This is a genomic window from Rheinheimera riviphila (assembly GCF_004005945.1).
GTDB classification, from domain to species: domain Bacteria; phylum Pseudomonadota; class Gammaproteobacteria; order Enterobacterales; family Alteromonadaceae; genus Pararheinheimera; species Pararheinheimera riviphila.
Genome location: NZ_SACS01000013.1, coordinates 112180 through 125065, shown reverse-complemented (window position 1 = coordinate 125065; position 12886 = coordinate 112180). Strand labels below are relative to the sequence as shown.

Annotated in this window: 9 protein-coding genes; 7 read left to right on the top strand and 2 right to left on the bottom strand. The window is 50.0% G+C overall.

What is annotated here, in order from left to right:
- The first annotated feature begins 88 nt into the window (after positions 1-88).
- The 5 genes from EOE67_RS12945 (at position 89) to EOE67_RS12925 (ending at position 9624) form a co-directional block, all read left to right on the top strand.
- The gene (locus EOE67_RS12945; protein ID WP_127699543.1) at positions 89-2908 is read left to right on the top strand and encodes a TonB-dependent receptor; all 2820 of its coding nucleotides are present in this window, start codon (positions 89-91) and stop codon (positions 2906-2908) included.
- Between the two features lie 147 nt (positions 2909-3055).
- Positions 3056-4564, top strand: a complete 1509-nt coding sequence (locus tag EOE67_RS12940; protein ID WP_127699541.1) for a tryptophan halogenase family protein — start codon at positions 3056-3058, stop codon at positions 4562-4564.
- Positions 4561-7260, top strand: coding sequence for an alpha-amylase family glycosyl hydrolase (locus EOE67_RS12935; RefSeq protein WP_127699538.1), 2700 nt, complete (start codon positions 4561-4563; stop codon positions 7258-7260). The genes EOE67_RS12940 and EOE67_RS12935 overlap by 4 nt, the downstream gene beginning before the upstream one ends.
- Positions 7261-7513: 253 nt before the next feature.
- Positions 7514-7750: a hypothetical protein gene (locus tag EOE67_RS12930; RefSeq protein WP_127699536.1), complete on the top strand. Its 237-nt coding sequence runs from the start codon at positions 7514-7516 to the stop codon at positions 7748-7750.
- 233 nt (positions 7751-7983) lie between these two features.
- Positions 7984-9624, top strand: coding sequence for a methyl-accepting chemotaxis protein (locus EOE67_RS12925; RefSeq protein WP_164852326.1), 1641 nt, complete (start codon positions 7984-7986; stop codon positions 9622-9624).
- 28 nt (positions 9625-9652) lie between these two features.
- Here the strand turns inward: EOE67_RS12925 and EOE67_RS12920 are convergent, their stop codons facing one another.
- Positions 9653-10555, bottom strand: coding sequence for a matrixin family metalloprotease (locus tag EOE67_RS12920; protein ID WP_127699532.1), 903 nt, complete (start codon positions 10553-10555; stop codon positions 9653-9655).
- A 123-nt stretch (positions 10556-10678) separates the two neighbouring features.
- Here EOE67_RS12920 and EOE67_RS12915 point away from each other — a divergent pair, with 123 nt between their 5' ends.
- On the top strand, positions 10679-11566 hold the full coding sequence (locus tag EOE67_RS12915) for an ion transporter (RefSeq protein ID WP_127699529.1): 888 nt from the start codon (positions 10679-10681) through the stop codon (positions 11564-11566).
- Entirely contained in the window at positions 11559-12608 is a 1050-nt protein-coding gene (locus tag EOE67_RS12910; RefSeq protein WP_206099585.1) for an endonuclease/exonuclease/phosphatase family protein, read from the top strand. The genes EOE67_RS12915 and EOE67_RS12910 overlap by 8 nt, the downstream gene beginning before the upstream one ends.
- Here EOE67_RS12910 and EOE67_RS12905 read toward each other — a convergent pair.
- The gene (locus tag EOE67_RS12905) at positions 12605-12811 is read right to left on the bottom strand and encodes a hypothetical protein (RefSeq protein ID WP_127699527.1); all 207 of its coding nucleotides are present in this window, start codon (positions 12809-12811) and stop codon (positions 12605-12607) included. The genes EOE67_RS12910 and EOE67_RS12905 overlap by 4 nt on opposite strands.
- Positions 12812-12886 lie beyond the last annotated feature (75 nt).

Here is a 12886-nt window from a genome sequence, read left to right as displayed (position 1 = left end):
ATCGATCTCACACGCACAAGCAATTTGATATGCGCTGTTGCCCAACAAGCATGTCAAACATAAAAAAACAACATCGGGGACAACAGGAATGCCAAACTTCAAACTCAGTCTGTTAACGCTTGCGTTAACCGCCGGTGGTCTCGTCGCTTTACCAGCGTATTCAGCGCAGGAAGTCGAAGATGCCGGTAAAAAATTATCACCGACCGAAGCCCGCGAAAAAGCTAAAGCAGCTGCTGCTATTGAAACTATTGAAATCAAAGGTTTCCGCCGTTCGGTGGTCGATTCCATCAACACCAAACGTTTCTCCACCAACGTAGTTGAGTCGATTTCTGCTGAAGATATCGGTAAATTACCGGACTCAAGTATTGCTGAATCGATCGCCCGTTTACCTGGTTTAACCGCACAGCGCCTCGATGGCCGTGCCAGCCGCGTCAGCATCCGTGGGTTTGGTGAGAACGAAAGCGCCACCACTTTTAACGGTCGTGAGCAAGTGTCGATTGGTGATAACCGCGGCGTTGAGTTTGACCTGTATCCTTCTGAAATTATGAGCGGTGTCACCGTTTATAAAACACCGAATGCCAGCCTGGAAGCTGAAGGTATTGCCGGTGTGATTGACATGCAAACCGCTAAGCCATTAAGCCGCGAACGTACCATTCAGTTTAACGGTCAGTATGAAATGACCAGTTTTGACAAACTGAACCCTGACGGCAACGATGCCGGTGGTCGTGGCACTTTCTCTTATATCGATAAATTCGCCAACGACACCATCGGTGTGGCTTTTGCTTATTCAAAAATGAGCTCGCCAAACCAGGAAAAACGCTGGAACGCCTGGGGTTACCCTGATTTCACTGTCGCCGGTAAAAACTACTCGGTATTAGGTGGTGCCAAGCCATTTGTCCGTTCTTCAACTTTAGATCGTGACTCAGCATTGTTGGTGATTGAAGCTGCGCCAACTGACAAACTGAAAATGACGTTTGATGCATTATATGTTGATTTTACTGATAAAAAAATTCTGCGTGGTATTGAAATTCCGTTTGCCTGGGGTTACAACCGCGGATCTTCGGCGTTGGAAGTTGACCCGGCGACTGGTTTTGTCACCAAAGGCAAGGTTACCAATGAGTACTTAGTAGTTCGTAACGACCTGGAAAACCGTGAAGCTGAACTGAGTGCTTTTGGTCTGAACCTCGATTACAACCTGAATGACAACTGGAGTCTGAACTTTGACGCCAGCCACTCGTCAGTATCCCGTGATATCTGGAGTTTCGAAAGCTACTCTGGTACCGGTCGTGGTGACAAAGAAGGTGTCGGTGACGATTTAACTTATGAGTTTAAACCAGGTAACACCGGCGCGACTTTTAGCCCAAGCCTGAACTACGGTGATTACAACCTGATTAAACTGGGTGGCCCACGCAGCTGGGGCGCCAGCACAGCCTTGAATAACAAATATGGTCTGACTGAATCCAGTATCTATTACAACTCAGCGCAAGATGGTTTTCTCAATACGCCAACAGTAGACGACGAGTTGTCAGCCCTGAAAGTTGCGGCGACACAGCTGTTGGACGACGCTGGTATCTTTACCAAAGTGAGTTACGGTGCATCGTTTAAAACCCGCGACAAAGATAAAAAGTCTGAAGGTTACTTTATGACGCTGAAAGACTTCCCAGCGATGGTGTCAGTACCAGAGCAGTACCGTTTAGGCACTGTGTCGCTGGACTTTATCGGTATGGGCAACATGATTGCTTATGATTCAGGTGCTTTACTGAAAGACGGTTATTACAACCTGCTGGCGGAAAGTCTGACCAACCAAAGTCACTCGTTCAAAACCTGGAAAGTGTCGGAAGACGTCGTTGCGCTGTACGTGCAAACAGATTTAGAAGCTGAAATTGGTGATATCCCGGTGACTGGTAGTATGGGTCTGCGTTATCTCGACACCAAACAATCGTCACAAGGCACGGCATTTGGTGTGGCAAGTAGCGGCTTGATCGTATCTTCGCCAACCGATGTTAGCCATAGCTATTCACATTTATTGCCTAGCCTGAACCTGATTTTTGATGTGGCAGAAGACCAAACTGTACGGTTTGGTGCTGCGCAAACATTATCACGTCCGCGTCTGGATGAAATGAATGCGTCGGTTGGAGCCACTTATAATCCCTCTAAAGTGGATGATAACGGTAATAACTGGAGTATCAATGGTGGCAACCCACTGCTAGAACCAAAAGAAGCCTTAGGTCTTGATCTGTCCTATGAGAATTATTTCAGCGATGAAGGTTATTTCTCTATCGCATACTTCTGGAAAGATTTAAGCGAGTGGATTTTCGACGGTACCTATGAAGTTGATTTAGTCGGTGTGGCGAACCCAAGTACGGGTATCGTACCAACAAACTCGAAAGCTTCCGGTTCAGGTAAAGCGAATGGCAATGGTGGTACGCTGCAAGGTGCTGAATTCGCAGCCACATTGCCACTGAATATTGTTAGTGATGTGCTTGATGGTTTTGGTCTGATGGCAAGTTACACTGTGGTGGATCAGGATATTAAAGATCTCAAAGGTCTGGATTATCAGCTGCCTGGCTTGTCAAAAGAGTTGTATTCCGCCACTGCGTTTTATGAAAATAGTGGCTTTCAGGCTCGGGTAAGTGCCCGCAAGCGTAGTAATTTTAAAGGTGAGGTCTATGGCCTTGGCTTTGACGCTAAACAAGTTGATGTTAAAGGCGAAACCATTGTTGATGCACAAATTGGTTTTGACTTTGGCGAAGCTGGCTACAAAGAGCTTGATGGCCTGTCAATTTTCCTGCAAGGTCAGAACTTAACCGAAGAGCCGTTTGTTTCTACACAAGGCAGCGCGTTTAAAATCGGTGATTACCAAGACTACGGCAGCACTTACCTGTTAGGTTTCAGCTACAAGCTGTAATCTTCCAGAGTGACTTAAAAACCCCGGCAGCCCCGGGGTTTTTTTATAAATATGTCCGGAAAAGCCGAATCGACTTCAGTGGTCACCGTTGCGTAATCACCGGATCGCTGACAAAGTTAAACCGTCGAACCTTGCTGTGGAGCTTTCATGAATACGACAGAAGCCATCAAAAATGTTGTTGTGGTCGGTGGCGGCACTGCCGGTTGGATCACCGCTGCGCTACTGGTAAAGATGCTTGGCAAAGTGATCAATATCACGCTGGTCGAGTCCGACGATATCGGTATTGTTGGCGTCGGCGAAGCAACCATTCCGCCGATGATTAACTTTAACGCTGCACTTGGCATCGACGAAAAAGCCTTTTTACGCGAAACCAAAGGCACTATTAAGTTAGGTATTGAGTTCGAAAACTGGGGCACACCTGGTGAGCGTTATATGCATGCCTTTGGTGCTATAGGCAAAGAATTCCCGTTTTGTAACTTCCATCATTTTTGGCTGAAAAGTCAGCAGCAAGGCATGGGCTTTGATTTCTGGGACTTTTCACTGACTTATCAGGCCGCCAAACAACATAAATTTGGCCGACTCGATCGCATCGAAGGCGTCAATCTGCCCGGTTTAGCTTATGCCTATCACTTTGACGCCGGGTTATATGCCCAGTATTTACGCCGTTTTGCTGAGCCTTTGGGTGTAAAACGCCAAGAAGGCACCATAGCGCAAGTGAAACAGTGCCCACAAAGTGGTGATGTAACTTCGGTGGTGCTGAAATCCGGTGTGGAGATCAGCGGTGATTTATTTATCGACTGCAGCGGTTTACATAGTTTGCTGATTGAAAAAACGCTGAACACCGGTTTTGAGGACTGGTCGCACTGGCTGCCCGCTGATAGTGCACTGGCGGTGCCTTGTGAGTCGGTGACACCAATCACCCCTTACACCAAATCAATCGCCCATCCCAATGGCTGGCAATGGCGCATCCCGCTGCAACATCGCATTGGCAACGGTATTGTTTACTCCAGTAAATATTGCAGCGATGAAGAAGCCAAAGCCACTTTGCTGGCCAATCTTGATGGTAAACCGCTGGCCGAGCCACGCAAAATTTCGTTTCGCACTGGTCGGCGGTTAAAACAGTGGCATCGTAATGTGGTCAGCATTGGTTTATCCAGTGGCTTTTTAGAACCACTGGAATCGACCAGTATTCACCTGATCCAATCCGGGGTGTTTCGATTGTTGAAGTTTTTCCCGCATCAGGGCATTGCAGATAGCGACCGTGATGAATTTAACCGCCAGTCAAAAATTGAATTTGAGCAAATCCGTGACTTTATCATTCTGCATTACAAGCTGAACCAGCGCAGCGACAGCCAATATTGGCGCGATTGTCAGGCGATGGATATTCCTGAGACGCTGGCGCGGAAAATGGAAATTTTTGCCGCAACCGGCCGGGTGTTTCGCGAGCAGGATGAGCTTTTTAGTGAAGTCGCCTGGCAGCAGGTGTTGATTGGCCAGGGGTTAATCCCAAAAGATTATCACCCTCTCGTGAATGCGCTAAGTGACGAGCAACTGCGCGATTTAATGCAAAACCTAAAAGATATTATGGCGGTGACAGCGACAAGGTTGCCGGATCATCAGGCCTTTTTGGATAGCTGTGGCGGGATGGCCAAATGATACGCCGCCGCTGCCAGTTGGGGTATTTGTGCTACCTGCTGGTTTGGTCAGGCGGCGCGGCTGCGGCTGAAACAGCAACATTGCAACCGAAGCCTGAAGCAGCACCAATACCAACAGTCAGCCAGTTACCCTCACCAGACTGGCGCGATCAAGTCATCTATTTTGTGCTGACCGACCGTTTTGCCGATGGCGACCCCAGCAATAACGATCAGGGCGCTGGCGAATACAATCCGGCCAAATCCAGCCACTACAGCGGCGGTGATTTGGCGGGTATTCAAAGTAAACTCGATTATATTCAAAATCTTGGTGCAACAGCGGTCTGGTTAACACCGCCGGTGGCGCACCAATGGTGGAGTCAAAAAGCTCAGTATGGTGGTTATCATGGTTATTGGGCGACGGATTTTACCAAAGTAGATCCGCATTACGGCGATTTAACCAGTTACCGCGCATTAGCCAATGACCTGCATCAACGAAAAATGTATTTAATTCAGGATATTGTCGTCAATCACACCGGTAACTTTTTTGGTTACTCTGGTGAATACGATGCCAACAACACCGCGAAAAACTTTGCGCTATATGAAGCCAAAACCAGCCAGCAAGCAGCGCCCAGCCAATGGCCTTTTTCACAAATCAATCGGCTGAACCCGGAACACGCTGCCGCCGATATTTACCACTGGACGCCGCCGATTGTTGATCCGACCATCCCGGGCCAGGAATTTAATTATCAGCTGGCGAGCCTTGCCGATTTAAATACCTCGAACCCAAAAGTGCGTCAGGCATTGAAGCAAAGTTACCGCTATTGGCTAGAGCAAGTTGGGGTGGACGCTTTTCGAATTGATACTGCCAAATATGTCGAGCATGACTTCTGGCGCGATTTTTTGCATGCCCCGGACGGCATTTTTGCTGCGGCAACCCAGTTGGGCAAACAGCACTTTCTGGCCTTTGGTGAAGTGTTTGCCGCTTCAAAGCCATTCCAGAATGATGGTGAACAACAGTTGCAGGCATTTTTGGGCACGGCTGCCGAGCCACAATTAAACTCGGTGATTGCCTTCCCTTTGTATTTTGATATCAATGCGGTGTTGGCTGAAGGTCGACCGCCGGCGTTGTTGGGCTACCGGCTGCAACAACATAGCAGTTTGTTTGACAACCCGCATTTGCTACCGACTTTTATCAATAATCATGATACCAAGCGGTTTTTAGCTGCTGGCAGCGTGGAGGCTTTTATTCAGGCCTATGCATTGCTTTTTACCATTCCTGGTATTCCTGTGATTTATCAAGGCGATGAGCAGTTGTTAACCCAAACCCGGCAGGCGATGTTTCAAGGAGGTTGGGGGAATACCAGAGATAGCCAAGAGCAGTTCCAAACCCAGTCGATGATGTATCAGTTAATCCAAAGCCTGGCGAAATTACGCAAAGACTATCCGGTGCTAAGCCGGGGCGACTGGTCGTTATTGCAGGCGGACGACAATGCTGCAGGTATCTTAGCCTATCAGATGTCACCGCAAGCCCCGAATGCAAACAAGCAAAGTTCGCCAGCAGCGCCGATTGTGGTGCTGATGAATACCGCCGATAGTCCACGCTTGGTCGCCGCTTTGCCAACAGGGTTTAATAACCGGCAGTGGCAGTTGTTGTGGCAGCATGGCGCCAAGCCTGCGCCAATCAGTACCGATGGCGAAGGGCACATGACGCTGGAATTGCCGGCGAGGGCAGTGTTGGTGCTGCAGCCGTTGCCAGCATCTGCTAACTCTGCGGTGACGCCTGCGAAAACCGCCGCCGCATCGATGCACTTGACTCAACAACCCGCTGCAACGCCCTTGTCGCAAGACTTCGTGCTGGCAGGAAAAATTAATCATGCCAGGCTACCGCTGCGTCTGGTGCAAAACGGCGATTTACAAAAATTTGCGCCCTTTACCAGTGACGCGCAAGGCCGGTTCAGCATCACAGTACCGGTCCGGGATTTAGGCGAACAACAACATCAGCTACGGCTGTATGCGCCAACTTTAGACTGGGTCAGCTCAGAGATTAGCTATCAGACCAGGGTGACAACGCCCGAGTGGCAAGCTGCAGTGGCTGATCCCGAAAACGATGATCGCGGGCCAACCGGCAGTTATCAACAACCACAACATGAACATTCGCAGCAGCAACTGGATATCCGCAGCGTCACGGCCAAAGCCGGTGGCAGCAATTTGCAGCTGCAAATCCAGATGCAGCAAATCAGTCAGTTTTGGGCACCAGCCAATGGTTTTGATAATGTGCATTTTGCCATTTTTATCCATCTGCCAAACCGCCCGGATCTCGCCAAAGCCAGCGTTTTACCTGGTCTAAATCAGCAAATGCCGCAAGGTAAAAGCTGGCAGCTCGGCCATTTTATGTTTGGCTGGGGCAATTCGGTGTTTAATGCACAGGGTGCCAGCGACAGACAAACCGGCACTAAACTCGGCGCCGCGCCACAACTCCACGTTGATCTGACCAAAAAACTCATCACGGTGAGCTATCAAGGGCAAGCTTTGGGCATTCAGGATTGGACCAATGCAGAAATTTACCTGTCGACCTGGGATAAAACCGGTGAAGGCGTGCTGCGCGATCTAACTCCAAAAACTTCGGCCTGGAATTTTGGTGGTGCTGCGGCGGATGCCCCCAAAGTGCTCGATGATCTGTGGCTGAAACTGCACAAGGTACCGGCCGACCACCGCTGATTTTCCCCAGAACGGGAGCTTTGTTGATTTTTTAGGCACTTTTGGCTGTGACTAGCGGAACTTCAACCGGCCTGCCAGAGTCAGAACCAATGCGATTTCACCAGAGACAATCATCGACAGCCCACCTCAGGTCGGGCTTTCTGCCGTCATCCGGGCCAGAGGGGGCGTGCCGGTGTGTCTGGTCAGATGTAGCGCTGATTGTGATGGTGAAACCGCGCTAACCCTATAAAAAGCAACAAGAGGTGCTACACCCATGATCAATTCAGCGCGCTCGCGTATTCTACAATTTCTGCAAATAGCCCATTGTCAGTACCGGATTGATGGCCATCAAATCCTGCTGTGCAATGCCACACTGACCTTTGAAGATCAGCAACTTTGTATCGAACGCCCAGGTAAACCGCTGCGAACGATGCCGTACCAAAAACTCAATCTTGATCGTTTATTGTACTTAGTCGCGATGCAACAAGATAAAAAACTGCCTGCCGTCTAAACCTGCCTCGAAATTCGTTGTAAATTGCGTCAAATCAATATTTGGCGCAATAAAGTCATCGACTAAAGTGCAATTGACGCTTACCCTAAAACGATTCAGGCTCACTGAAATTTAACCCTGGATCAGGATCCCTCCAGGCGACCACCATGTTCAACTTCAGGTCAGGAATTCGCTGCTGTTACTGAATCAGACGGCATCAGACCGCTCTTTGAACGCCACATTAGAAGATGCCAATGACCAAAGCCAAAACCGTGCAAACCCGCTTGCTGTATGCCTTCGCTGTACCGCTGTTATTGATGCTCGGATTAAGCATCCAAAGTTATTTTTCAATCAAGGCCATGCATCAAAACATCGAGTCGTTATACCTGGAACGGGTGATCCCGCTCAGTAGCCTGAAACAAATATCCGACGCCTATGCGGTGAATGTGATTGATGCGGTGAACAAAGCCAATCAGGGACTTTTTAGCGCCGGGCAGGCGGTACAACAGCTGCAGGCTGCACAGCAACTGATTGCCGGGCAATGGCAACTTTATCTGCAGCAACCGCATCAGCCGGATGAAACTCAGCTGATCCGCAGCACTGAACCGCTATTACAGGTGGCTGATCAACAGGTTGCCCAGACCATCCGGCAACTTGAAAATTTAACCGGGCAAGTGACGGGGCAACTGACGGCGTTGGACGGCCCGCTGTATCAGCATATCGACCCGATCAGCGAGCAAATTTCGCTGTTAATTCAATATCAGCTGGACCAGGCAAAACTGGTGAATGTCGACGCTGATCTGGCTTATCGCAATGAACTCTATGGTTTAGTGATCTTCACCTTATTGGCTTTTATTGGTAGCGCCGTAGCTGGAACCCATGTCGCGAAACGGATCCTGGGGCAATTAGGCACCGAACCGGCCACAGCTTCTGGCCTGGTCCGTGATATTGCCGGTGGAGGGCTTGATGTGAAACTGGACCAGCAGCGGGTAAAATCCGGCAGTTTGTTGCATTCGTTGCATCAGATGGTGTTGCAACTGGTGAAAGTGATCCACGATGTCAGTAGCGCCAGTCAGCAATTGCGGGCGAATTCGCAGCAACTACAGCAAAACAGTGCCGGAGCGACTGCCAGCTTGTCGCGGCAGTTACGCGATATTGAATCCGTCAGCGCGGCGATGAATGAAATGACCACTTCAGTCACCTCGGTTGCCAACAGCGCCCAACAAGCGGCACAGCAAGCAGAACAAGCTTGTGAGCAGACCAACAGCAGTACCCAGATCATGCACCAAACCAAACAGGCGATGAGTATCTTACGGCAGGATATCGCTGAATCGGCTGGCGCTATGCAGCAACTGCAGGAGAATAGTCAGCAAATTGGCCAGGTGGTGGAAGTGATCCGGGGTATTGCCGAGCAAACCAACCTGCTGGCGCTGAATGCGGCGATTGAAGCGGCGCGCGCTGGTGAACAAGGCCGTGGTTTTGCCGTCGTCGCCGATGAAGTACGGACTTTGGCCAATCGCACCCAACAGTCGACTCAGGCCATCCAGCAAATTATTTCGAAGTTGCAGACTTGTGTGCAAAGTTCAGTACATGCGATGGCAAAAAGTAATGCTGAAGTGCAGCAAGTGGAACTGCATGTTGAACAAAGCAATCAGGGTTTGCAGTCGTTGCAGCAAAGTGCCCGTCAGATCTGGGATATGAGCAGCGAAATCGCCAGCGCCGCGATGCAGCAGAGTGTGGTGGCGGATGAGATTAATCAGAATATTCACCATATTTATCAAAGCTCTGAGCACAACAATGGCGCCGCAATTGAAGTGCAGCGCGCGGCGGTCGATTTACAGCAAATTGCCCATTCGCTGAGTGATAAAATTAATTACTTCCGCTTACCGGCCTGAGCATGTTGATAGCGGCTTTGGCCATTGCTTACTGGGCCTGGCAAGTGCTTTGCCAGGCTTGAATATCGGCCGCGGTCAGCTGTTGTTGTTGGGCGTTCAGTTGATGAAACATAATCGAATCGGGTTCTTCAGTGTGCGCAATGCCAAATGCGTGACCAAATTCATGGGCGATGGTGGCGATTAAATCGGTTTCAGACGAAAAAGCAAAAATAGTCATCTGCCGCTGCAGCTGTTTGATGGTCATTAGCCCTACTTCAAACGAGGCTGCTGCCGTGGGTTGCTCTGCGGTCTGCACCAACTCATTGCGCTGACGAATGGTTTCATTCAGATAATCCTGATCCCGCATCAGTTGCTGTCTTTGTTGTTCCAGCCAATCGGCTTCCCTGACTAAACTTTGTTGCTGCTGCTCCAGCTGCCGCCTTTGGGCTTCGGCGTTGTGGGCGTTCGGTTGAAACTGGCTGATTTGCTGTTGTAAAAGGGCTTTTTGCTGATTAAATTCGGCAATCTTGGCATCAAGTTCGGCAAATTTTTCTGGCAGATTTTGTAGCCCAGGTTGAATGGCATCGTCATAACGCGCCAGATTCCGTTGCAACAGCCGTTGTTTTAACAGCTGCTGTTGTCTGGCATCAAATTTAAAATCGATGACAAATCCGTGCGCCGGGTCGTGGTGCAACAATTGCTGGCCGCTGGCCTGGTTCCACATGTCGGCGGCAGTGCTAATCAGCTGGATTGCTTGCGCTTCAGTGAGATTAAACGCCGGATCCAGCCTGCCCAAACGCCAGCCAAGCGGACTCTGGCAATAAGGTGATTTCGGGTTCAGTACTTGGTGGGTGAGCTGCTCAACCGAGCTGCCGACTTGCTGCTGTGTCCAGAAACGCCAGCCCAAAAAAACCAGAATAGCGATAAAGATCAGACGGATTAAAAAGTTCATGGTCCCTCCCTGGATGTTATTGAAGATTTAAAAGCAGCGAGGCGGTTTTAGCAAGAGCAAAGATCTGGGCATCTGAGTAGGTAGTCGCTACAATCGCCGCCAATGTGATGACAGGAGTGTTCCATGACGACATCGTTACCTGATGCACCAACGGGTTTGCAGGCGCGGGTTATCCAGCTGGTTGAACAAAACTGGTTTGGCCGTTTTATTCTGACGTTAATTCTCATCAATGCCGTGTTGCTGGGTATGGAAACTTCCGCCGGATTGATGGCGCAATATGGCCCATTGCTGGTGAGTTTAGACAAACTGCTGTTGGGGATATTTGTGTTGGAACTGCTGCTGCGAATTTTTGCTTATCGCGGCGCATTTTTTAAAGACGCCTGGAGTTTATTTGATTTCGCGGTGGTCGCGATTGCCCTAATTCCGGCGTCCGGGCCATTGGCGGTTCTGCGTTCGTTGCGGGTATTGCGCGTATTGCGGGTGTTGTCGATAGTGCCATCGATGAAGCGGGTGGTGTCGGCTTTGCTTGGCTCCATGCCGGGCTTGGCCTCAATTGGCATGGTGCTGGTACTGATTTATTACGTGTTTGCCGTCATCGCCACCAAGATTTTTGGGGCGTCGTTTCCTGAGTGGTTTGGCACCATTGGTGATTCGTTTTTCACGTTGTTTCAGGTGATGACGCTGGAAAGCTGGTCGATGGGTATTTCGCGGCCGGTGATGGAAGTGTTCCCTTATGCCTGGCTGTTTTTTATCCCTTTTATTTTGGTGGCGACCTTCACCATGCTGAATTTGTTTATCGCGATTATCGTCAATACCATGCAAACCTTCAGCGATGAAGAACATGCGTTGGAGCGGGCTCTGGATAAACAAGCGCAGGATCAGGAACAGTTGCAGATGCATGAAGAATTAAAAACCATTCGCCAGGAGTTGCAACAATTACAGGCTTTAATCCGCAGCTCGCCTGGCATGCTGCCACAGCCAAAGTCTAATCCGGACCAATCCAGTGACTGAGGTGGTTGCTGAACCGGACGCTTCGACCACATCATCCGAAGCATTGCCAGCAACATCCAGCTCAGCCAGCTTGCGGCTCAGCAGCTTAAATTTGCTCAATTTCACGGCGCCGCCGCAAGCAAGTTATGAGTTTGACAATATTTATAGCAGCGCGCAGTGGCAGCAAAAAACCGACTGGCTGCGCCGGGTGCTGACAGATGTGGCACCAGACGTACTGGCGCTGCAGGAAGTGTTTAGCTTTGAAGCATTGCAGCAATTAACCAGCGAACTTGGTTTTGGTTACTTTGCCGTGGCCGGGCAGCCCACCTTAATTGACGACCATGTATATCAAAAACCAGTGGTGGCGCTGGCGTCTAAGTATCCCATTGTCCAGAGCAATGCCGTGCAGGTGCCGCAAGCCGCGGCCAACGCCTTAGGTTTAAGCCATTTTAATTTCAGCCGGGCACCACTGCGTGCCTTGGTGCAACTGCCAGAGATCGGACTTTGTAATTGTTATGTGGTGCATCTGAAATCGCGCCGGCCACTGGCATTGCCGCAAGGGCAAAACCTGCCAGCCGCTGAAGCGCTGAGTCGTTGGGCGGCTTGTGTGCAGCGTGGTAATGAGGCCGGTTTGTTGCTCGAAGCCATCACTGAACAGTGGGCAGAGGACAAGTTACCGGTAATGTTGCTGGGCGATTTTAACGATGAGTTAAGCTCGCCGTTGTTGCAGATTTTAGTGCAAAGTTTGGCGCAAAGTTTTCAGCCAACTGCTGAGCTAAGTGTAGATCTAGGTGACGCGCAACCACAACCGCCAGACAACGTGTTGCAACTGCAAGACAGCTGGATAATGCAGCCGGAGCAACCAGAGCCGCGCCCGGCCACCCATTATTATGGCGCCAAAGGTTCGGTGCTGGATTACATTCTGTTATCTGCTGACTTTGCACCGCTGGTGCAGCGGCAGTGGGTGGTGGATCAACATCTGCGACAACCGGTGTTCGCTGTTGATGGCTACAGCAGTGACCATGCGCTGGTCACGGTGCAGCTGCGACCCGCCGCGCTTTAGCTGTTGGCTGGGGCTGCTGAGTCTGATGCCTGGTCTGATGTTGGCTCTAATGCTTCGGCTGCCACTTCCGGCGCTTCAGCCACCACAGCTGCGCTTTCAGCAAGCTTGGCATTTTTCAGCCGAATGGAGTTTTTCACCTGGATATTTTTCTTCTGTTTAGCTCTTTTACTGATTTTCTTTTTTAACGCTTTGCTTGAACTCATGACGACACTCTGTGACTCGTAAACTTTGCATAGTGTAACTCAGAACAGGCTGGCGGTAAAAACCAATGTGTCCGC

Coding starts and splice junctions, on each gene's coding strand:
- EOE67_RS12945 (WP_127699543.1), top strand. CDS start 89: ATGCCAAACTTCAAACTCAGTCTGTTAACGCTTGCGTTAACCGCCGGT.
- EOE67_RS12940 (WP_127699541.1), top strand. CDS start 3,056: ATGAATACGACAGAAGCCATCAAAAATGTTGTTGTGGTCGGTGGCGGC.
- EOE67_RS12935 (WP_127699538.1), top strand. CDS start 4,561: ATGATACGCCGCCGCTGCCAGTTGGGGTATTTGTGCTACCTGCTGGTT.
- EOE67_RS12930 (WP_127699536.1), top strand. CDS start 7,514: ATGATCAATTCAGCGCGCTCGCGTATTCTACAATTTCTGCAAATAGCC.
- EOE67_RS12925 (WP_164852326.1), top strand. CDS start 7,984: ATGACCAAAGCCAAAACCGTGCAAACCCGCTTGCTGTATGCCTTCGCT.
- EOE67_RS12920 (WP_127699532.1), bottom strand. CDS start 10,555: ATGAACTTTTTAATCCGTCTGATCTTTATCGCTATTCTGGTTTTTTTG.
- EOE67_RS12915 (WP_127699529.1), top strand. CDS start 10,679: ATGACGACATCGTTACCTGATGCACCAACGGGTTTGCAGGCGCGGGTT.
- EOE67_RS12905 (WP_127699527.1), bottom strand. CDS start 12,811: ATGAGTTCAAGCAAAGCGTTAAAAAAGAAAATCAGTAAAAGAGCTAAA.